The organism is Streptococcus sp. ZY19097 (assembly GCF_040731245.1).
Lineage (GTDB): Bacteria > Bacillota > Bacilli > Lactobacillales > Streptococcaceae > Streptococcus > Streptococcus orisratti.
Genome location: NZ_CP160400.1, coordinates 1,297,233 through 1,317,868, shown reverse-complemented (window position 1 = coordinate 1,317,868; position 20,636 = coordinate 1,297,233). Strand labels below are relative to the sequence as shown.

Sequence of the window (20,636 nt, the reverse complement as noted above, 5' to 3'; positions counted from 1 at the left end):
AGACTAATCTTTTTTTGTAATCTTTCCTTTAATTAAAGCAATTTGTTTGTGCATTTCTGTCACTAATGGAGCATCCGCAGCTCTGAATTTACTGTAATTTTTCAACAAGCGGCGCTGATTAAATTTAAAGGGTTTAATTTTTCTTTCCTTAACAAAATCTAATAAGTTATCTTTTAATTCTTCAAAATGTTGATTTAAAAGTTCTGCTTGCTGGTTCAAATCATCAAATTGTTGATGAAGTGATGCTTGAAATTTTTCCTGCTCACGATGAATCTGCTTTTCAAAGGCAAGAGCTGCTTGATGGAACTTCGCTGTATCTGTTACTGTCCAGACACAGTCTGCTCCCATGACAAGCACTACCAAGAGAGACCATTTTTCATCAATTCTTAATAGCAAATCCATGACATGGGGGTGGATAAAATTAACCAAAATCAAAATACCGAATCCCCAAAAAAGTGAAATCTTCGGGGCAATCCTACCTTTGATATTTCCGAACTCATGGCTGTAGTCCCAAAGTTTCATATGGAAAAATGTTTCTAAAAACCAGCCCGCTAGATACTCGAAGGCTGTCGCAATCAACATACCACTTAAAAACAGCATTAACCAACTCTTTTGAAAGGGAGTTGTACAAAGTAAAACGGTCGTCACTGCAAAACCATAAACGGGACAATACGGTCCAACCAGAAAACCTCGGTAGGTAAAGCGCTTATCTAAAATGGAACAGTAAATTGTTTCCCATAGCCACCCAACAAAAGAATAGAAGAGAAAAAGATAAATTATTTCTGATATTGAATAAATCATAGTTTCCAACCTTTCTCGTCCTTGATTATATCCTTTTTAATTAAATATTGCAAAACACCTCCCTAAACTCATTCAGGAGGTGTTTTGCATTAGAGATTTTCAATGACTTTTTGTGCAAATTCACTAGTACTGTATGAAGCTTTGCCATTTGCAAGATCAGCTGTGAAATATCCCTTTGCAAAGGCTGTTTCAATAGCCTTACTTATCTTTTCTGACACTTCTGTCCACCCAAGGTAGTCAAAAAGCATACAACCAGATAAAAGGACAGAGCATGGGTTGGCCAAATCTTGACCTGCAATATCAGGTGCAGTGCCGTGAGTTGCTTCAAAAATAGCATGTCCCGTCAGGTAGTTAATATTTGCACCTGGTGAAATGCCTATGCCACCAACCTGAGCAGCCAAAGCATCGCTAGCATAGTCACCGTTAAGGTTTGTCAGGGCAACAACATCAAAGCGCTCTGGTCTGAGCAAAATTTGTTGAAGAAAATTATCCGCAATGATGTCATCAACAACTAATTTACCACTTTCGAGTTCTTTGGCATATTCACGTTTGGCTAATTCATAACCCCATTTACGAAATCCACCTTCGGTGAATTTTTGGATATTCCCCTTATGTACTAAGGTAACCTTAGTCAGCTGATTGGTCAAGGCGTATTCGATAGCAGAGCGGATAAGACGCTCACTTCCTTCTACTGAAATAGGTTTGATGCCAATGCTGGACGTTTGTGGGAAACGTATTTTACTAACTTTCATTTCATTTTGCAAGAAATCGATAACCTTAGTAACTTCTGCCGTTCCAGCTTCCCATTCGATACCTGCATAAATATCCTCCGTATTTTCTCTGAAAATAGTAATGTTAGTTTTTTCAGGATTTTTTAACGGACTTTCAATTCCTTTAAAGTAACGAACAGGTCGAACACAAGCGAAGAGGTCTAACTCTTGACGAAGGGCAACATTAAGTGAGCGGATACCTCCTCCTACAGGTGTTTCCAGAGGACCTTTGATAGCAACTAAGTGCTCCTTGATTGTAGATAAAGTTTGTTCAGGTAACCAACTACCTGTTTCATCAAAAGATTTTTTCCCCGCCAAGACTTCTAACCAAGTAACTTTTCTTTGGCTATCGTAGGCTTTCTCAACAGCTGCATCAAAGACAGCACGAGCATTTTTCCAAATATCTCGTCCAACACCATCACCTTCAATAAAAGGAATAACTGGGTTGTCAGAAACATTTAGTTGACCATTTTCAAAACAAATTTTGTTTGCCATAAATCCCCCTTAGCGCTTACCAATTGGTATGTATTCTAAATTCAATTGACCGATGTAATGTGAGCGTGGTCGAATGAGCTTGTTATTTTTTTGTTGCTCTTGAATGTGAGCAATCCAGCCAGAGACACGGCTCATAGCGAAAATCAGCGTAAAAATACTACTGTCAATTCCCAAAACATGATAAACCGTAGCTGAATAAAAATCAACATTTGGAATCAACCCTTTAGTATTCTTCATATAGGCTTCAATTTCACATGATAGATTGAACCACACTTCATCTTCTGTTCCTTGTGTCAATTGCTGCGCCATTTCACGAAGGTATTTTTCACGAGGATCTTGCGTTTTATAAACGCGATGCCCAAATCCCATGATTTTTTCTTGTGAATCCAACTTTTCTTTCAAATAAACCTCGGTATTTCCATGTTCGCGGATTTCTCTGAGCATATCAAATACTTTTTCGTTTGCACCGCCATGAAGAGGACCCTTGAGTGTTCCAATAGCAGTGGTTACGCAAGAGTAGATATCTGTCAATGTTGATGCTGTCACACGCGCCGCAAATGTAGAGGCATTCAATTCATGATCAGCGTGAAGGACTAGGGCTTTATTCAGCGCAGTAACTTGAAGAGGTGTAGGCTCCTCACCGTTTAACATATAAAGAAAATTTGCTGCAAAACCTAAATCCTCCCTAGGTTCTACGGGTGTTAAACCCATCCTTAATCGTGCAAAAGTAGCTATTATAGTTGGCATTTTAGCCATTAACTGAATAGATTGCTCATAGGTTGCTTCAACAGAATTGTCCTCGGCATTGATATTATAAACCCCCAGAAGACTGACTGTAGAACGCAAGACACTCATAGGGTGCAAATGACGGCGAGATTGAATTAAAATACATTGTTCAACTGCATCAGAGATAGCATAATTTGCACGTAATTCATCGACAAAATGCTTCAATTCAATCTGCGTTGGTAAATGTAAGTTCCAAAGAAGATAAATGACTTCTTCAAAACTCGCATTGTTGTCCATCAATTCAGAAATATTATAACCTGCATAAGACAAATCGTCATCAATAATGGCACTAATTCGCGTGTTGCAGGCAATCTGATCTTTAAGCCCGTTTTCTTCTCCCATTCTTACGCTCCTTCTAATTTTTTTCTAACAACCATAGGCAAAATACCACCATTTTTATAGTAACGAATATCGGCATCAGCATCAAAACGAACCAAGACTTTAAAAGTCTTCTCTCCGTTTTCATCACGAGCAATGACATCAACAATATCCTGAATGCCTGGATTTTCTGAAAGTTTGATATCATATGTTTCGTAACCAGTTAGCCCAAGACTTTCTGCAGTATCACCATCAAGGAACTGCAAAGGAAGAACTCCCATCATAACAAGATTTGATCGGTGAATACGTTCAAAAGATTCAGCTAAGACTGCCTTAACCCCCAACAAGTTTGATCCTTTGGCAGCCCAGTCACGACTTGAGCCCATACCATAATCTTTTCCTGCAATGACTAAGGTATCAATTTGGTCGGCCTTATAGTTCATGGCAGCATCATAAATTGGCATGACTTCTCCACGATATTTGGTATAACCGCCGATTTTTCCATCCGCTAATTCATTTTTTATTCGAATATTGGCAAAAGTTCCGCGCATCATCACTTCATGATTACCACGACGACTACCATAAGAATTAAAGTCTGCGTAGGCTACACCATGCTCATCTAAATAGCGGGCTGCTGGACTATTTTTAGCAATATTACCTGCAGGTGAAATATGGTCGGTTGTAACCGTGTCACCAAATTTTGCCAATACTTGGAGATTATTTAGAGGTTTGATACATAAATCTTCTCCCAGGTGATCAAAGTAAGGTGGATTTTGAATATAGGTAGATTCTTTGTTCCAACTATAACTTTTACTTTCTTCAGTTGGAATCTGATTCCATTTGTCGCTGTCTGAGAAAACATGTTCATATTCTTTCTCAAATAGTTCGCGCGTTACATACTCGTCAACAAATGCTGATACTTCGTCGCTACTTGGCATAATATCTGTCAGATAAACAGCTTTGCCATTATCATCAAAACCAAGCGGCTCGGTTGTCAAATCGATATTTGTTGTACCAGCTAACGCATAGGCAACCACAAGTGGTGGGCTAGCAAGGAAGTTTGCTTTGACAAGTGGATTGACACGCCCTTCAAAATTTCGATTTCCAGATAAAACTGCAGATACTAGTAAATCTGAATTAACAACTGCTTCTGCAACTTCTGGACGAAGATTTCCTGAATTTCCAATACATGTGGTACAACCATATCCAACAAGATTGAAACCAAGCTTGTCAAGATAAGACTGAAGACCAGAATTTTTAAGATAACCTGTAACAACTTTAGAACCAGGTGCCAATGAGGTTTTGACCGTTGGAGAAACTTTCAGACCTTTATTAACAGCGTTTCGTGCCAAAAGTCCTGCCGACATGAGCACATAAGGATTAGAAGTATTTGTACATGATGTGATGGCTGCAATAGCAACATGACCTGTCTTTATTTCTTCATCATGGTCGTTAAAATGAACCGTTGCGGTTTTATTGATTTCATCATTTCCCAAACCAAATCCTTGGACACCTGCCTCTCGGATTAAGCTCTCTTGGAAAGTTTGTTTAGCCTCAGTAAGATCAATCAAATCTTGTGGACGTTTTGGACCAGAGATAGATGGGGAAATGGTTGACAAATCAATCTCAACAACTTTAGTGTATTCTGCTTGAATATTTGGATTATAGAACAAATGATTTGCTTTTGCATAAGCTTCTGTCAAAGCAACGTGATTGTCATCACGATTGGTCAAACGCATATAATTAAGTGTCTCATCATCAATTGGAAAATAACCACAAGTTGCTCCGTACTCAGGCGCCATATTAGCAACTGTCGCACGGTCGGCAAGACTAAGATGTGATAAGCCATCACCAAAGTACTCGACAAATTTTCCAACAACTTTTTCTTGACGCAACACCTGAGTAACTTTAAGAGCTAAATCAGTTGCAGTTGCAATTTTAGGTAATTTGCCAACTAGACGAACACCTATGACTTCTGGAACTGGAAAATATGATGCTTCTCCGAGCATAGCCGCCTCAGCTTCAATACCACCGACACCCCAACCAAGAACACCAATACCGTTAATCATAGTCGTATGGCTATCTGTCCCAAACATAGAGTCTGGGTAAAGGAGACTGTCTTTTTCGATGACAACATCGCTTAAAAATTCGATGTTAACTTGGTGGATAATCCCCGTTGCAGGTGGAACGGCACGATAATTTTCAAAAGACTTTTCAGCCCATTTTAGAAACTCATAGCGCTCATTATTACGTTTAAACTCTAAATTAATATTATCCTCTAGGGCTGTATCACATCCGTAAAAGTCAACCTGAACAGAGTGATCAATTACCAAATCAACTGGGATTTCAGGATTAATCAAATCGGGATTACCACCATTTTTAACAATGGCATCACGCATAGAAGCTAAATCAACAACCACGGGAACACCTGTGAAATCTTGCAAAATGACACGACTTGGCTTGAAGGGTAATTCTCCTTGCGGAGATTCTGGAGTATAATTCACTAAATTCTTAATGTGATTTTTTGTCACATCTACTCCGTCTTCTTTTCTTAATAAACTTTCAAGTAAAATTCGAATAGTGTAGGGAAGCTTTTCTAAATTCCCACCGTTCTCTGCCACAGCTTTTCTAATATCAAAAAAAGAATAATCATGATTGTTAAAAGAAAGTGACGAGCGATAATCTGTCATATCAAACCCCCAAAAATGTAAATAGATAGTTGGATAAATTATACTACTTTCTGAATATTTAGTCAATATTTTTTCTTTGTAATGTTATATTATGTCACATCTTCTGTTAAAAAACTTTATACCACAATATTTCGTGCTTTCATGTTCTTCTAATACTAGATATTGTGTTTTCCAAGATAAATCGCTTGCTTTTTCCGTTCATTTTGTATATCCTAGTTACATCACTGTTTCCCAAAAAGGGATTACTTTTATAAAGGAGTACAAGATGGCTACGATCACTATCTTTTCAAAAAACAACTGCATGCAATGCAAAATGACAAAAAAATTTTTAGAAAAAGAAGGTGCTGATTTTGTTGAAATCAACATTGATGAACACCCAGAAAAAATCGACTACGTGAAAAGTCTTGGTTTCACTTCTGCGCCTGTTATTGAAGCAGGTGATATTGTCTTTTCAGGCTTTCAACCAAATAAATTAAAAGAAATCATCTAACATAAAGGAATTTTTACACCATGACTCTTAAAAATCTCGGCGATGTTTCCTACTTCCGCCTGAACAATGAAATTAACCGTCCAGTTGATGGTAAAATCCCTCTCCACAAAGACAGAGAAGCCCTACGTGCCTTTTTTCTTGAAAATGTCAAACCAAACACCAAGGTATTTGACAGCATTACTGATAAAATCAACTATCTGATTGAAGAGGACTATATTGAGCGTGAGTTTATCAGCAAATACTCACCTGACTTCATCGAAAAACTGGCAGCACTCCTGCAATCGCAAAAGTTTCGCTTCAAATCTTTCATGGCTGCTTACAAATTTTACCAACAATATGCCTTGAAAACCAATGATGGTGATTATTACCTTGAAAGTATCGAAGATCGCGTCCTTTTCAATGCCCTCTATTTTGCTGATGGTATTGAGCAGCTTGCAGAAGATTTGGCTATGGAGATGATCCATCAACGCTACCAACCTGCGACACCTTCCTTCCTCAACGCTGGACGAAGCCGCCGCGGTGAATTGGTCTCTTGTTTCCTCATTCAAGTCACAGACGACATGAACGCAATCGGTCGTGCAATTAATTCGGCTTTGCAATTGTCTCGTATCGGAGGAGGTGTTGGGATTAGCCTCAGCAATTTACGTGAGGCTGGTGCTCCTATTAAAGGCTATGCTGGCGCAGCTTCTGGAGTTGTTCCTGTCATGAAACTTTTCGAAGATAGTTTCTCTTACTCAAATCAACTTGGTCAACGTCAAGGAGCTGGTGTTGTTTACCTCAGCGTCTTCCACCCAGACATCATCGCTTTTTTATCAACCAAGAAAGAAAATGCCGATGAAAAAGTACGTGTCAAAACCCTCTCACTTGGTCTGACTGTTCCAGATAAATTTTACGAGCTAGCACGTAACAATGAAGACATGTACCTTTTTAGTCCGTACACTGTCGAAAAGGAATATGGTGTTCCTTTCAATTACATTGATATTACTGAAAAGTACGATGAACTTGTAGCTAATCCAAGAATCACCAAAACTAAAATTAAAGCACGTGATTTAGAAACTGAGATTTCAAAACTTCAACAAGAATCAGGGTATCCTTATATCGTTAACATCGACACCGCCAATCGCCACAATCCTATTGATGGCAAAATTATCATGTCAAATCTTTGTTCTGAAATCCTTCAAGTGCAAACACCAAGCCAACTTAATGATGCACAAGAATTTGTGAAGATGGGAACTGATATTTCTTGCAACCTTGGTTCGACAAACATTGTTAACATGATGACCTCGCCAGATTTTGGACGTTCCATCAAGGCAATGACGCGTGCACTGACTTTCGTCACAGACTCATCAAGTATTGACGCTGTCCCAACTGTTAAATATGGCAATAGTCAGGCGCATACCTTTGGACTTGGTGCTATGGGACTGCACAGTTACCTAGCACAACATCACATTGAATATGGTAGCCCTGAGTCTATCGAGTTCACTGATATTTACTTCATGCTTATGAACTACTGGACTTTGGTAGAATCCAATAACATTGCTCGCGAACGTCAAACGACATTTGCAGACTTTGAAAAATCCCAATACGCAGATGGCACTTACTTTGATAAATACGTGACAGGTCAATTTGTACCGAAAACTGATCGAGTGAAAGAACTTTTTGAAGGACACTTTATTCCTCAGGCAAAGGACTGGGAAGCTCTACGTCAGGCTGTTATGAAAGATGGACTCTATCACCAAAATCGCCTAGCAGTTGCACCAAATGGTTCTATCTCATATATCAATGACTGCTCTGCTTCTATTCACCCAATCACGCAACGTATCGAAGAACGTCAAGAAAAGAAAATCGGTAAAATTTACTACCCTGCTAATGGCCTGTCAACTGACACAATTCCTTACTACACATCAGCCTACGACATGGATATGCGCAAAATGATTGATGTCTATGCTGCTGCAACTGAGCACGTGGATCAGGGTCTGTCAATGACACTCTTCCTTCGCAGCGAGCTCCCAAAAGAACTCTACGAATGGAAAACTGAAAGCAAACAAACAACCCGTGACCTTTCAATTCTTCGTAATTATGCCTACAACAAAGGCATCAAATCAATCTACTACGTCCGAACCTTTACCGATGATGGTGAAGAAGTCGGATCAAACCAATGTGAAAGCTGTGTGATTTAACGTAGCAAGAACTACTGGCGAATTAGCTAGCTACCTTACTAACTGCATAAAAGTCACATTATGGGGACTTTTATTCCGTGTCGTAACTTTTTAGAAACTTGGAACTAAGTCTCCTATGTTTGACACGCTAACCAATAAGGATGAGCTAGCACCCATTCTCACTCAACTAGGAGATAAACATGACAACTTACTATCAAGCGATAAACTGGAATGAAATTGAAGATGTGATTGATAAGTCAACCTGGGAAAAATTGACAGAACAATTTTGGTTAGATACGCGTATTCCGCTATCAAACGATTTGGATGACTGGCGTAAATTATCTGTCCAAGAAAAAGATCTTGTGGGCAAAGTCTTTGGCGGATTGACCCTACTTGATACCATGCAGTCTCAATCTGGTGTGGAAGCTATTCGTGCGGATGTACGCACTCCTCACGAAGAAGCAGTCCTTAACAACATCCAATTCATGGAATCCGTTCATGCCAAATCTTATTCTTCAATCTTTTCAACCCTTAATACCAAGAAAGAGATCGAAGACATTTTCGAATGGACAAATAACAACGAATACCTTCAGAAGAAGGCTAAAATCATTAACGATATTTATGAAAATGGCACAGCTTTACAAAAAAAGGTAGCATCAACTTATCTTGAAACCTTCCTCTTCTATTCTGGTTTCTTCACACCGCTCTACTATCTTGGAAATAACAAACTTGCCAACGTTGCTGAAATTATCAAGTTGATTATCCGTGATGAGTCTGTCCATGGAACCTATATCGGCTACAAATTCCAGCTCGGTTTTAATGAATTGCCGGAAGAAGAACAAGACGAATTCCGCGACTGGATGTACGACCTACTCTACCAACTCTATGAAAACGAGGAACTCTACACCAAGACCCTCTACGACGGAGTGGGCTGGACCGAGGAAGTCATGACTTTCCTTCGCTATAATGCCAACAAGGCTCTCATGAACCTGGGACAAGATCCCCTTTTTCCTGATACCGCTAACGATGTCAACCCAATCGTCATGAACGGGATTTCAACAGGAACATCTAACCACGACTTCTTCAGCCAAGTTGGAAATGGTTATTTGCTTGGAACTGTTGAAGCCATGCAAGATGATGATTACAATTTTGGATTATAAATTTTGAGAAATCCCGTCTCCTAAAGATGGGATTTTTTCTAAACCTAAAAAAATACACTTGCAAGAATCGAGACTCCCTTTTCCATCTCTTCTTTACTCAAGGTTAAAGGAGGTAACAAACGAATTACATTAGTTCCAGCAGTTAGAACAATCAATCCCTTCTCTCGCATAGCTTTTACCAAATCTGTCAAGCACGCTGTTGTCTCAATACCAATCATACTCCCCAATCCTCGGACTTGTGTCACACTGACTTTATCCGCGAGTGCATGTCTGAGTTGCTCTTGAAGATAGATACCTTTTTCCATACTTTCTTTCAAAAATTCTGGTGTTTTTAGAACATCAAGTGTAGCAGAAGCTGCTGCCATGGCCAATTTGTTCCCACCAAAAGTCGAACCATGGCTGCCGTACGAAAAAGCAGACCCTAAGCTTGATTTTGCAAGCATGGCACCAACAGGTACACCATTGGCAAGACCTTTAGCTAACGTAAAGATATCTGGCTCAATATCATAATGTTCAAAGGAAAAAAGTTTTCCTGTTCTTCCCATCCCCGTCTGGACCTCATCAACGATGAGGTAAATTCCTTGAGATTGACAAAATTCTGACAAATTTTTAACAAAATCTTTTCGAGCTGGCTGCACCCCAGATTCTCCTTGAACCAACTCAAGCATCACTGCAGCCGTGTCATCTGTAACTAGAGAAATAACACTAGCCAAATCATTGTACTTAGCATAAGCAAAGTGAGGAACGCCATCTCCAAAGCCTTCCTTGATTTTATCTTGTCCTGTAGCTGACATTGAACCAAAGGTTCTGCCATGAAAAGAATTTTGGAAGCTAATGATTTTCTGTTTGCCACTAGCTTTGCGAGCAATTTTAATAGCTGCTTCATTAGCTTCAGCTCCACTATTGCAGAAAAATGCCAGATAATCTTTGTCTCCAATCAATTTTTGTGCAACTTCTTCTTGCAAACTGTTCTGGTAAAGATTAGGCTGGTGCCAAATCAAATCCACCTGTTTTTGCAAGGCAGACTTTACCTGTGGATGACATCCTAAGTTGGTGACACCGATTCCTGAAGAAAAGTCTAGATATCTTTTTCCTTGAGCGTCCAACAAATAATTACCTTCTGCTTTAATAAATTCAATGTCTGCCCGTTTATAATTTTGAAATAGTTTACTCATTTTGCCTCCTTGCAGATAACCGTTCCTGTTTCAAGGTTATCACCAATCCTAACCTGACCAACTCCTGCTAAAACTGTGTTTGCTGCGCTTTCGATTTTGGGAATCATGCCACCCGTGATAACTCCTTGATCAATCTTATCCTGTACCGCCTGCACGCTTAAGCTGTCTAGCACGGCTCCATTTTCCAAGACTCCCTTGACATCTGTCATTAGAATAAGCTGATTGGCAGATAAAGCTGTAGCAACAGCAGTCGCCAAATAATCGGCATTGATATTAAGCATTTGACCGTCCGTGGTATAGCCCAGAGATGCTAGGACAGGAACCATGTCATCTGCCAACATTTGTCTAAGATGCTTGATATGAATCTGGCTAACCTGTCCAACAAAGCCATAGGTAGCCTGATCTAAAAACTTTGCTTCTACAACTTTTTCTAAATCTGCACGGAGCTGAACACTATCTACTCCGGATTGATTCAGCTTTTTGGTCAGGTCGTGACCAACGATATCTAACAGAGCTTGACTAACTAACTGCATGTCCTTGAGACTAGTCACTCGAAGTCCCTTGATTTTTGTCACTGGAACATGACGTTCCTTCATAAGCTTATTAATAGCAAAGCCTCCACCGTGGACGATAAGCAACTGTTTCCCTTCTTGCTTCCATGTTTTCACTTGGTTTAAAAACGCGGCATCCAGTCGTTGGCTGGCTACTCCTCCGATTTTGATGACAATGATTTCTTTCATAAGTTTTCCCTTTTAAGCCCAATAGATTGGTTATACTCTTCGAAAATCAAAATTATCCGTTGTCAACTTGCCTTGATGAACTCAAGTTCTATCGTCGGCTTCGTTTCCTAGGCTACTTTTGATTTTCATTGAGTATTAAGTCCGATAGAGGGCGTTGATTTTAACATAATCATAGGACAAATCACAGCCCCAAGCCATACCACTTGCATCTCCAGCGTGCAGATCCACCGTAATTTTAATCTCATCTGCATGCATAACGTCTTGCATTTCTTCATCATCAAAATGCACCGGGCTTGACTGAAACATTACAGGAATTGCGCCCAAGTAAATATCAATATTATCAACGGGGATATCTATTCCCGCATAACCAATAGCTGCTAAAATCCTTCCCCAATTAGGATCTTCACCAAATATAGCAGTTTTCACCAAACTGGAACCAACAACTGATTTTGCCATCATACGAGCATCTAAAGTATCTGGAGCATTAATCACTTCTACTTCAATCAGCTTGGTTGCACCTTCACCATCCTTAGCAATTTTCTTTGCCAAACTTTGCATAACAAAATAAAGCATGGCTGAGAATTTTTCAAATTCTGGTGTATCTGGTAAGATTTCTGGGTTCAAGGTGCAACCATTCGACATTACCAAAACCATATCGTTGGTAGAGGTATCACCATCTACAGTGATCTGATTGAAAGTTGTCTCAACTATTTTACTGAGCGCTAGTTGCAATGTATCACTGGAAATATTAGCATCACAGGTAATGAAAGCTAACATCGTTGCCATATTGGGATGAATCATTCCAGACCCCTTAGCAGTACCAGCCATGGTGACTTCATCACGTCCAAACATTTCTGTAATAGCAATTGTTTTAACACAGGTATCAGTCGTCAAAATAGCTTTCGAAAAATCATCCGAGTTACCATTTACCACTAATTTCGATAATCCAGTTTTAAGGATTTCCATCGGCAGCAATTCCCCAATAACACCAGTGGAGGCAATTCCTACCCAATCAGGATCCACACCTAATTTGTCAGCTGTCCACTTTTGCATGGTATAGGCATCATCCATGCCTTGAATGCCGGTGCAAGAATTAGCAACCCCAGAGTTCACTACTACAGCTTTCATTTTTTTAGACTTGGTGACAGAATTTTTGGTAACAATAAGCGGGGCTGCGATAACTTTGTTAGTGGTATAGACTCCAGCTACACTGGCTGGCACCTCTGAGACAATCCAACCAAAATCAAGTTTTTTCTTTTTGAAACCAGCGTGTAAACCATCAGCTGAAAAACCAAGCGGGCTGGCAATATTTCCGTTAATTACTTTCATGTGTTAGTTCCTCCTTATCTGACTTATAGGTAACTTGGGGTCATAGGAAATCCTTCTGTCTCTTCCCATCCCATCATAAGGTTAAGATTTTGTACAGCTTGGCCAGCAGCTCCTTTGACCAGATTGTCGATAACTGCAATAACTGTTAGAACATTGGTTGTATCATTGTATGCAAAGCCAATATCCGTAAAATTAGAACCAATGACGTTATGCAATTCTGGTAGACTATCTTGAATACGGACAAAAGGTTTGTCAGCATAACAGCTTTCAAAAATCTCAGCAATATCACACTCAGTTAAAGTCTGATTGAGCTTAACATAGCAGGTCGCCATAATTCCTCTATTAACTGGCAAAAGCGAGGTTGAGAATTGGATGTGTTCTAAATTCTCATCAAAACGTTTTAATTCTTGTACAATTTCAGGAATATGCTGGTGTTTGTTGAGTTTGTAGGTCACATAATTATCGTGAACATTAACAAAGTGACTAGATTCTGACAAAGCCTTACCAGCACCTGTTAATCCAGATTTGGCATCAACAATAATACTATCTAGGTCAATAACATTGGCTTGAATCAAGGGTATCAAAGCCAGTTCTGTTGCTGTAGCATAGCAGCCAGGATTAGCAATAAATTTCTTACCTTTGATTTCTGTAAATTCTGCCAAAGAATATGTAAATTTATTCAGAGTTTGAGGAGTTGACGCTGTTTTTTTATACCATTTTTCATAAACTGCTGCAGGCAGGCGATGATCCCCTGAGATATCTAATACAGGAAAATCATGTGCCACAAAACTATCAACTAACTGGTTTGCAACACCTGAAGGTGTTGCAAAAACAACTAAGTCCGCCTTCTCCATAATTGCTTGGGCATCAAAAACTTCAATTTCAAGGTCACAAACTCCCAACAAATAAGGATAAAGTTCTGACAATCGTCGGCCAATTTCTTTGGTAGCATGAATCGAAACAACCTCCACATACTTATGATTATTCAAAATTTTGACCAATTCTAAACCACTATAGCCAGTTATACCAACGATTGACACTTTCATTTTATTCTCTCCTTTGAATAATTATGTTGATTAGTTTAATGTATTTTTATTCATTTGTCAAGAGAAAATGAAAAAATACTCAAATTTCTTTGAGCATCTTCTATAGAGTTTATTATTTTACAGAGAGATAAAGAGGAAGTAAATAGCGCTAGGGAGATTGTTAAGAACATGTACCATCATAGAATCTTTGATATTCCCGCGACGTGCATAAGCTAGATACAAAATAGCACCAATTGCAGCATAAAGGATAAATTCAGGAATTGTTGTGGCGTGAGGAAAAGCAAAAATTGCTGTTGTTACAACTCCTGCTGCAATTTTATGACTGTGTTTAAACAAGAGATGATCTGGGAAGGCACGGTAGACCAATTCTTCAATGATTGGACCGACAATCCCAACCACGAGAACATACAGTATCGTGTAAAGGAAGAAGCCATTTTTGAAGAAAGCCGTCAGACCTTGCAAAGCAGCGTCATTGGCCGTAGTTTGCTGCCCCGATAATGCTTGATTGATTAAAGTTCCGACTATCGCAACCACCCTAGCGGCTAGGAAAAATAGCAGAGCGATACCAAAATCTTTAGCTGTCATTTTTTGACTAGCTACCTCTACTGGTTCATATTTCTTGTGAGCTTTCCACAAAAAATATATGACAAGAACAACAAAAACAATGTAAGCCAAACCCGTGCCCCATTTGGCAGCTAACGAAAGCTTATTTTGATACTGTAAAAGGATCATAGGGATGACATTACAGATTAACGACAATACAATTAAACAAAATACTTTTAAAAAGTTTAAAACTAGTTTCATAATATTTTCTCCAGAATTATTTGTAGTATTCTTTAGTCATTTTGAAGTTTTTAACCATAATATAAAGATGAATCACTGCCGCAACCAAGATTCCTGTGACTTCAACTTTTTGAGTAATGAAGGACCAGAAAAAGAGAATAAGGTATATAGAAGGTAAAATAGCACCGCTTAGATTCATAACAATATCAAAAGCCATCTTATAGTTTACTTCTAATTCTGCTTCATCCATCTGCATAATATTCTGTTTTAATTCCTTCAAAGTTGGGACAAGTGGCATTTTAATGTCGCGAATACGATTATACACTTTGAGAAGATAAGACTGAAAAATACCCGCAACCATGACAAAGACAAAGTCAAAAATAGGGAAAGATAGTTCAGCCCTGCCTATCCCAAAAGTGAATTGAAAAGATAGTAAGAAACTAACTGTAGCAAGAACTGTTGTCACACCATTAAATACTACTGCATAAGAATGCTTACGATTTATGCTACGGTAAAGTTCTTCTGAATCTTCATCAGGTAAGGTTTGGTAACGTTTATAATCTTTTACCACTTGATAAATGTAAAATACAGATAAGAGCAGACTAACCACATATACAATCCGTAAAGCAGATGTTAAAATAGCGATGACTGATTCCTGCGAAAAAGGCAAACCTTTTTTATCAAGTTCAAAATAACCAGAACCAAAACCAATAAGTCCACCAGCAACAGCACCAATTAAACCTCCAATAAACAACTGTTTCAAGAACCTCATTACAGCTCCACTTTGTTTTTTCGTTTTCATTTCTCTTCCTCCATTAGACTAAAAACATTTTCAACAGGTTCTCCAAAGATTTTTGCAATCTTGAAAGCGATAACAATCGACGGTGTGTATTCATTACGCTCAATCAGACTGACGGTCTGTCTAGAAATACCAGCCAACTTCGCCAACTGAGTCTGATTGATACCGTCTCTGGCTCGTAGTTCCTTGAGACGATTTTTTAGTTCAATCATATTACTTCCCCTCGTTCGCCAAAGTTAAACGTTCAATAGAGTAAATAGCATCAATCGGAATATATTTTTCTGTTCGATTTCCTTTTTTATCTGTTCGCTCAAGATATACCCAATCGCCGTCAACATCTAAAATCTCCCATTCTAATCTTCCATCCTCCATGACGATGTTAACTTTCTGACCAATTAAATTTGTAATAAGTCGTGACATACTCCTATCTCCTTTTTGTTGACGTTTTATTTTCTTCAGTTGTTTTTCCAATTTTTGGCATTTATCATAAGCTATAATAGTTAGGATAAATACGAAACCAAGTATAGGAAAACTCACTATTCTAAATATTTCCATAGTTCCCTCACTAACTTGTCTTAAATAGTTCTCGCAAAATCAGATAAGCTAATCCAATAAAAATCAACAGTACTAGTAGGCTTAAAAGAGATTTTAAAATAACAAAAACAAGAATTCCTAAGACAATGGCAACAATAAGATCTCTTAATGATTTCATGCTATTTCCTCTTCTTTTTATCTGAGTGTTCATTAGCTTCCAAGGCAGCAAGTACACAAACCAAAAAAGCCATGTAAGTTGTGTCCAAAACTTTGATCTTTAACATATCTAGCAATAGTATGCTAACCAGAAAAATCACAAGTATCCATTCAACAACTTTTGTTAGTGATATTTTACTGTTACTATTTCTCATGTTCATAATAAGCACCTAATTCTCCTTTTTAAAAATGGATAATAGCAGGGCTACTCCACCTATTATTGGTAGATAGGTTGTGATAGCTATGTCCTCACCAGCCAGACAAGTTCCGATAAAATACCCCGAACCATAGCAAAGAACTCCTATTATAACAGCCCTTGCAACCATGCTACCTGTTATGATTATTTTCTTATTATCGTTTTTCATTTCTCCTTTATGTAAACCTTTTCTTTTTATGATCATATTGTAACATATGATTTTCTTTTTGACAACGATATTAGTCAAAAATATAATAATTATTGTCAAAAAGTTTATGAAGTTAGTCAAAATTAAAAAAGCAGGATAATTCCTGCTCTCAACTTAATCTTGCCAAGTTTCTTGGTTTTCTTTGAATTTCTTCAACAGCTGCAAGCCGTCTGCATTGATATAACCTTGCACTTTTGCAACTTTAATAAGTTCAGTGTAGTTAGATAAAGTCACCAATTTCACGCCAGCTTTTTCAAAATTCTCAGTTGCTTTGGGTAATTCATAAGTGAAAATCGCCACCACACCAAGCACATCTGCTCCTTCACGTTTTGCCGCTGCAACAGCATCAAGCACAGAACCACCAGTTGAAATCAAGTCTTCAATGATGACCATTTTTTCACCCTTAGCGACACGACCTTCAATCTGGTTACCAGCTCCGTGATCTTTTGGTTTTGATCGGATATAAGCAAAAGGGAGATTCATCTTATCAGCGATAATCGCCCCGTGAGGAATCCCAGCGGTTGCCGTACCAGCAATCACCTCAACTCCTGGAAATTCTTCCATTATTTTTGAGACAAAGCCATTTTCAATCAAAGTTCTAGTTTCTGGATAAGACAACGTAATACGATTATCAGTATAGATTGGAGATTTAATGCCAGATGCCCATGTGAAAGGGTCCTCAGGTTTCAAATAAACCGCCTTAATATCCAATAAATCTGATGCAATTTGTGTAGCTAATGTCATAGTTCTTCTCCTTCTAAAAGTTCAATAGTTGATGTAAAATACTGTTCTAAAAACTGTGTCTTTTCTCTTATAATTTCAAGACTGAGCTGCTCATTTGGCGAGGTCAAAACCCACTTGTCCTCCACATCGTCTGTCCGATGAATGATGGCTACCAACTTACCTTCAAAAGCCTTCAAAGGCTGATTGACTTTCTCAGAGATGATATAAACATCTTGTTCCTCATCATCTCCTGCCAATAATTCTGGAATGTAGCCATAATTAATAGGATAGACATTTCCAAACTTATCCTGATAGCCAATTGGTCTATCTATTATTGCTTTAACAAGTACTATTCCACTCATCCTTGATGACACGATAAGCCGCTACTGGATCCTCTGCTCGCGTGATTGGCCGACCCACGACAATGTAGTCTGATCCAATCGCACGTGCAGCTGCGGGTGTCATGACGCGTTTTTGATCACCAAGCGCAGAACCTGCTGGACGAATACCTGGTGTCAAGCACACAAAGTCATTGGAAGTCGCAGCTTTGATAAGGGCAACCTCATGGGCGGAGCAAACCACACCATCCAAACCAGCTTGAGCAGTTTTTCTAGCATAATGAACAACAGATTCAGATAAACTAGTTTGAATGTTTTGAAAGTCTTGCATTTGTTCTTCTGAAGTTGAGGTTAGTTGAGTGACTGCGATGAGCTTTGGACCATCTCCTAAGCCTTCACGTGCAGCTGCCATCATTTCAACGCCACCTGCTGCATGTACATTAGTCATATCAACACCAAGATTTGCCAGAACAGCCATTGCCGACTTAACGGTATTGGGAATATCGTGTAATTTCAAATCAAGGAAAACAGAATGACCTAATGATTTAGCGTAACGAACAACCTCAGGTCCGGCCGCATAATAAAGTTCCATACCAATTTTAACGTAAAGTTTCTCCTCGGTTGGAAACAAAGCTAAGAAAGACTTGACCTCTTCAAGGGAGGGAAAATCAAGAGCAACAATAGGACGACTTTCGCGCATAATAATGAATAGTTTAGGCCTACTCTTTGAAATTAAGCGTCATTATAATTATATTGTAAAACTTTTATGACGCTCTAAGTTCACTGGAGGTTTGACCTGAGTTCAAACGAACTCTCTCCTTTCTATAACAAAGAAAACCTTGCCAAAGGGCAAGGTTACACGAAAAATCTGGGCACTCTGCACCCTCATCTACTTGTAAACCTTTCTTGCCTCTCTGGACTCGATTAAAGGTTATTTGATTTTAAACATTATACCGCTTTTTACTAGCAAAGTCAAAGGTTGGTATTCTTTATTTGAAAATAGTAGAACTTATTTTCCCAAAAGTTTCTTGCGCACTTCACGTCTGAGGTCTTCAAGGTTTGAAATTCCATATTTTTCCATTACTTTTGGTAAACGATTAATAATATCTGGACAAGCATAAGGATTGGTAAAATTAGCAGTGCCAACAGCGATAGCTGAAGCACCAGCAATCATCATTTCCAAAGCTGCCTCAGCAGAGTCAACCCCACCCATACCAATAATAGGCAATTCTGACGCTAGTGCTACCTGACGAATTAACTTTAATGCTACTGGAAAGACCGCTGGGCCAGACATGCCTCCTTGCCCATTTGCAATAATAGGCTTTCTGGTAGCTAAATCATATCGCGTCCCAACTAAGGTATTTATCATTGTAAAACCAGTTGCACCCGCTTCCTCAACTGCTTTTGCAACTATTGTGATATCCGCAACACTCGGTGTTAATTTGACATAAACCGGTACTTCAGAAGCTTGCACTGCTGCTTTTACAGCTGCGTATGCCAACTCTGGGACCTGTCCGATAAGTAAACCGTGATTGCCGTGGTCAACATTTGGACAAGAAATATTAAGTTCAATTGCCTTGACATTTGGTGCTTGTGAGATTTTTTCGGAAACATAAGCATACTCATCATTTGAAAAACCAGCAACATTAGCAATAATGGGCAATTCTGGAAAATGCTGCGCTAGCCAAGGTAGCTTTTCAGCCACAACCACATCCACACCTGGATTTTGAAGACCAATGGCATTCAGCATACCTGAGGGTGTTTCCGCTACCCTAGGTGTTGGATTACCAAAACGTGGATTTTGAGTAGTTGCTTTAATCATAATTGAACCCAATTTGTTCAAATCATAGTATTTGGCATATTCTTGCCCAAATCCAAAACAACCAGAGGCAGGGATAATAGGATTTTTTAACTCTAACCCAGGTAAAGTAATCTTTAAACGATTATCAGACACGACAAACCTCCTTACAAAATAACACTACCTGTTTCAAACACAGGGCCATCTTCACAAACACGTTTATTAGCAACCTCACTTGCATCTCTTAGATGGACCACACAAGCGTAGCAAGCTCCCATTCCACAAGCCATACGAGCCTCCATTGACAAATAAGCATGAGGATGGTTCTCAAATTTTTTGTCAACATATTTGAGCATACCTGGTGCCCCACAGGCATAAATGGCATCAGCAACTTGATCAAAACGATCAACAACAGTCGAAACATACCCTTTGATACCATAACTTCCATCGTCAGTCGTAACATGCACATCACCATATTGACGAAGTTTTTCTTCTAAAATGACAGCATTTTTATCAGCAAAACCAATTACAGATGTTACTATGACACCTTTAGCGTGTAACTGTTTTGCAGTTTCAACCAACGGAGGAACTCCAATTCCTCCGCCAATAAGAAGTGCTGTATTCCCAACTTCAACCACGGACAAATCAAAACCATTTCCCTGAGGCCCCATAACATCAACAGTATCACCTGCTCTCAGAGTAGATAAGATGGCCGTACCTTCTCGCTCCACTCGATAGACGATAGTTGCTTGTCCATGCTCTTTATCAATCTCAGAAATGGAAATAGGGCGACGCAACAATTTGCTTGGATCTGGCACACGTAGGTGCAAAAATTGCCCCACTCCCATGTCTTGAACCATTTCTCCGGCAAGTACCATTTCAAAAATTCTTGGTGCAATTTCCTTTTGACTAATGATGGTTAATTCCTCTTTTAAAACCATCGGACTAGGTTGATATATTGGATTCATCTTCTCCTCCGTTTTCTACAAAAAAACCTCACCCGAAGGCAAGGTCCACAAAAATAAGCAGAGCTACATACTCAAGCACTTGTTTCTTGAACCTTTGTAGCCTCTCTGGACTAT

The 20,636-nt window shown here is 39.0% G+C and carries 22 protein-coding genes; 3 read left to right on the top strand and 19 right to left on the bottom strand.

Annotated elements, in window-relative coordinates:
* Nucleotides 1–3: 3 nt before the first annotated feature.
* The 4 genes from ABZ559_RS06770 to acnA all read right to left on the bottom strand — a co-directional run bounded on the left by ABZ559_RS06770 (nt 4) and on the right by acnA (nt 5,860).
* Complete coding sequence (locus ABZ559_RS06770) at nt 4–801, bottom strand: putative ABC transporter permease (protein ID WP_273404530.1); 798 nt, start codon at nt 799–801, stop codon at nt 4–6.
* An 89-nt stretch (nt 802–890) separates the two neighbouring features.
* Entirely contained in the window at nt 891–2,066 is a 1,176-nt protein-coding gene (gene icd / locus ABZ559_RS06765; protein ID WP_317334875.1) for an NADP-dependent isocitrate dehydrogenase, read from the bottom strand.
* A gap of 9 nt (nt 2,067–2,075) precedes the next feature.
* Entirely contained in the window at nt 2,076–3,194 is a 1,119-nt protein-coding gene (locus tag ABZ559_RS06760) for a citrate synthase (RefSeq protein WP_018376212.1), read from the bottom strand.
* A gap of 2 nt (nt 3,195–3,196) precedes the next feature.
* Nucleotides 3,197–5,860, bottom strand: a complete 2,664-nt coding sequence (gene acnA / locus ABZ559_RS06755) for an aconitate hydratase AcnA (RefSeq protein WP_367005654.1) — start codon at nt 5,858–5,860, stop codon at nt 3,197–3,199.
* A 265-nt stretch (nt 5,861–6,125) separates the two neighbouring features.
* Here acnA and nrdH point away from each other — a divergent pair, with 265 nt between their 5' ends.
* The 3 genes from nrdH to nrdF all read left to right on the top strand — a co-directional run bounded on the left by nrdH (nt 6,126) and on the right by nrdF (nt 9,669).
* Entirely contained in the window at nt 6,126–6,350 is a 225-nt protein-coding gene (nrdH, locus tag ABZ559_RS06750; RefSeq protein WP_018376214.1) for a glutaredoxin-like protein NrdH, read from the top strand.
* A gap of 20 nt (nt 6,351–6,370) precedes the next feature.
* Nucleotides 6,371–8,530: a class 1b ribonucleoside-diphosphate reductase subunit alpha gene (nrdE, locus tag ABZ559_RS06745; RefSeq protein ID WP_367005653.1), complete on the top strand. Its 2,160-nt coding sequence runs from the start codon at nt 6,371–6,373 to the stop codon at nt 8,528–8,530.
* 179 nt (nt 8,531–8,709) lie between these two features.
* The gene (gene nrdF / locus ABZ559_RS06740; RefSeq protein ID WP_018376216.1) at nt 8,710–9,669 is read left to right on the top strand and encodes a class 1b ribonucleoside-diphosphate reductase subunit beta; all 960 of its coding nucleotides are present in this window, start codon (nt 8,710–8,712) and stop codon (nt 9,667–9,669) included.
* A gap of 44 nt (nt 9,670–9,713) precedes the next feature.
* Here nrdF and ABZ559_RS06735 read toward each other — a convergent pair whose 3' ends face one another.
* From ABZ559_RS06735 to ABZ559_RS06665, 15 genes are all read right to left on the bottom strand, one after another.
* Entirely contained in the window at nt 9,714–10,844 is a 1,131-nt protein-coding gene (locus ABZ559_RS06735; RefSeq protein ID WP_367005651.1) for an acetylornithine transaminase, read from the bottom strand.
* Nucleotides 10,841–11,584, bottom strand: a complete 744-nt coding sequence (gene argB / locus ABZ559_RS06730) for an acetylglutamate kinase (RefSeq protein ID WP_367005650.1) — start codon at nt 11,582–11,584, stop codon at nt 10,841–10,843. The genes ABZ559_RS06735 and argB overlap by 4 nt, the downstream gene beginning before the upstream one ends.
* 135 nt (nt 11,585–11,719) lie before the next feature.
* Entirely contained in the window at nt 11,720–12,913 is a 1,194-nt protein-coding gene (argJ, locus tag ABZ559_RS06725; RefSeq protein WP_277290859.1) for a bifunctional ornithine acetyltransferase/N-acetylglutamate synthase, read from the bottom strand.
* Nucleotides 12,914–12,936: 23 nt separating this feature from the next.
* Nucleotides 12,937–13,959, bottom strand: a complete 1,023-nt coding sequence (gene argC / locus ABZ559_RS06720) for an N-acetyl-gamma-glutamyl-phosphate reductase (protein ID WP_367005649.1) — start codon at nt 13,957–13,959, stop codon at nt 12,937–12,939.
* 117 nt (nt 13,960–14,076) lie between these two features.
* Complete coding sequence (locus ABZ559_RS06715) at nt 14,077–14,763, bottom strand: type II CAAX endopeptidase family protein (protein WP_367005647.1); 687 nt, start codon at nt 14,761–14,763, stop codon at nt 14,077–14,079.
* Nucleotides 14,764–14,779: 16 nt separating this feature from the next.
* Nucleotides 14,780–15,544 carry a DUF3169 family protein gene (locus tag ABZ559_RS06710; protein ID WP_367005646.1) on the bottom strand — a complete coding sequence of 255 codons (765 nt, stop codon included), beginning with the start codon at nt 15,542–15,544 and terminating at the stop codon, nt 14,780–14,782.
* Nucleotides 15,541–15,753: a helix-turn-helix transcriptional regulator gene (locus ABZ559_RS06705; RefSeq protein WP_018376222.1), complete on the bottom strand. Its 213-nt coding sequence runs from the start codon at nt 15,751–15,753 to the stop codon at nt 15,541–15,543. Before ABZ559_RS06705 ends, ABZ559_RS06710 begins: the two co-directional genes overlap by 4 nt.
* A 1-nt stretch (nt 15,754) precedes the next feature.
* Entirely contained in the window at nt 15,755–15,961 is a 207-nt protein-coding gene (locus ABZ559_RS06700; RefSeq protein WP_245538850.1) for an aspartyl-tRNA synthetase, read from the bottom strand.
* A 145-nt stretch (nt 15,962–16,106) separates the two neighbouring features.
* Nucleotides 16,107–16,253, bottom strand: a complete 147-nt coding sequence (locus ABZ559_RS06695; RefSeq protein ID WP_273404561.1) for a hypothetical protein — start codon at nt 16,251–16,253, stop codon at nt 16,107–16,109.
* A 208-nt stretch (nt 16,254–16,461) separates the two neighbouring features.
* Nucleotides 16,462–16,656: a hypothetical protein gene (locus ABZ559_RS06690; protein WP_367005645.1), complete on the bottom strand. Its 195-nt coding sequence runs from the start codon at nt 16,654–16,656 to the stop codon at nt 16,462–16,464.
* Nucleotides 16,657–16,809: 153 nt separating this feature from the next.
* Nucleotides 16,810–17,439, bottom strand: a complete 630-nt coding sequence (gene pyrE, locus ABZ559_RS06685; protein WP_367005644.1) for an orotate phosphoribosyltransferase — start codon at nt 17,437–17,439, stop codon at nt 16,810–16,812.
* Entirely contained in the window at nt 17,436–17,780 is a 345-nt protein-coding gene (locus ABZ559_RS06680; RefSeq protein WP_273404569.1) for an inorganic diphosphatase, read from the bottom strand. The genes pyrE and ABZ559_RS06680 overlap by 4 nt, the downstream gene beginning before the upstream one ends.
* Nucleotides 17,758–18,456, bottom strand: coding sequence for an orotidine-5'-phosphate decarboxylase (gene pyrF, locus ABZ559_RS06675; RefSeq protein ID WP_273404572.1), 699 nt, complete (start codon nt 18,454–18,456; stop codon nt 17,758–17,760). The genes ABZ559_RS06680 and pyrF overlap by 23 nt, the downstream gene beginning before the upstream one ends.
* A gap of 309 nt (nt 18,457–18,765) precedes the next feature.
* Entirely contained in the window at nt 18,766–19,710 is a 945-nt protein-coding gene (locus ABZ559_RS06670) for a dihydroorotate dehydrogenase (RefSeq protein WP_367005642.1), read from the bottom strand.
* Between the two features lie 11 nt (nt 19,711–19,721).
* Nucleotides 19,722–20,495 (bottom strand): dihydroorotate dehydrogenase electron transfer subunit, encoded by a 774-nt coding sequence (locus ABZ559_RS06665; protein WP_367007639.1) that lies wholly within the window; start codon nt 20,493–20,495, stop codon nt 19,722–19,724.
* Between the last annotated feature and the right edge of the window lie 141 nt (nt 20,496–20,636).

Bases quoted from the DNA above. Each gene is read 5' to 3' on its own strand.
- ABZ559_RS06770 (WP_273404530.1), bottom strand. From the start codon at position 801: ATGATTTATTCAATATCAGAAATAATTTATCTTTTTCTCTTCTATTCT.
- icd (WP_317334875.1), bottom strand. From the start codon at position 2,066: ATGGCAAACAAAATTTGTTTTGAAAATGGTCAACTAAATGTTTCTGAC.
- ABZ559_RS06760 (WP_018376212.1), bottom strand. From the start codon at position 3,194: ATGGGAGAAGAAAACGGGCTTAAAGATCAGATTGCCTGCAACACGCGA.
- acnA (WP_367005654.1), bottom strand. From the start codon at position 5,860: ATGACAGATTATCGCTCGTCACTTTCTTTTAACAATCATGATTATTCT.
- nrdH (WP_018376214.1), top strand. From the start codon at position 6,126: ATGGCTACGATCACTATCTTTTCAAAAAACAACTGCATGCAATGCAAA.
- nrdE (WP_367005653.1), top strand. From the start codon at position 6,371: ATGACTCTTAAAAATCTCGGCGATGTTTCCTACTTCCGCCTGAACAAT.
- nrdF (WP_018376216.1), top strand. From the start codon at position 8,710: ATGACAACTTACTATCAAGCGATAAACTGGAATGAAATTGAAGATGTG.
- ABZ559_RS06735 (WP_367005651.1), bottom strand. From the start codon at position 10,844: ATGAGTAAACTATTTCAAAATTATAAACGGGCAGACATTGAATTTATT.
- argB (WP_367005650.1), bottom strand. From the start codon at position 11,584: ATGAAAGAAATCATTGTCATCAAAATCGGAGGAGTAGCCAGCCAACGA.
- argJ (WP_277290859.1), bottom strand. From the start codon at position 12,913: ATGAAAGTAATTAACGGAAATATTGCCAGCCCGCTTGGTTTTTCAGCT.
- argC (WP_367005649.1), bottom strand. From the start codon at position 13,959: ATGAAAGTGTCAATCGTTGGTATAACTGGCTATAGTGGTTTAGAATTG.
- ABZ559_RS06715 (WP_367005647.1), bottom strand. From the start codon at position 14,763: ATGAAACTAGTTTTAAACTTTTTAAAAGTATTTTGTTTAATTGTATTG.
- ABZ559_RS06710 (WP_367005646.1), bottom strand. From the start codon at position 15,544: ATGAAAACGAAAAAACAAAGTGGAGCTGTAATGAGGTTCTTGAAACAG.
- ABZ559_RS06705 (WP_018376222.1), bottom strand. From the start codon at position 15,753: ATGATTGAACTAAAAAATCGTCTCAAGGAACTACGAGCCAGAGACGGT.
- ABZ559_RS06700 (WP_245538850.1), bottom strand. From the start codon at position 15,961: ATGTCACGACTTATTACAAATTTAATTGGTCAGAAAGTTAACATCGTC.
- ABZ559_RS06695 (WP_273404561.1), bottom strand. From the start codon at position 16,253: ATGAAATCATTAAGAGATCTTATTGTTGCCATTGTCTTAGGAATTCTT.
- ABZ559_RS06690 (WP_367005645.1), bottom strand. From the start codon at position 16,656: ATGAAAAACGATAATAAGAAAATAATCATAACAGGTAGCATGGTTGCA.
- pyrE (WP_367005644.1), bottom strand. From the start codon at position 17,439: ATGACATTAGCTACACAAATTGCATCAGATTTATTGGATATTAAGGCG.
- ABZ559_RS06680 (WP_273404569.1), bottom strand. From the start codon at position 17,780: ATGAGTGGAATAGTACTTGTTAAAGCAATAATAGATAGACCAATTGGC.
- pyrF (WP_273404572.1), bottom strand. From the start codon at position 18,456: ATGCGCGAAAGTCGTCCTATTGTTGCTCTTGATTTTCCCTCCCTTGAA.
- ABZ559_RS06665 (WP_367007639.1), bottom strand. From the start codon at position 20,495: ATGGTTTTAAAAGAGGAATTAACCATCATTAGTCAAAAGGAAATTGCA.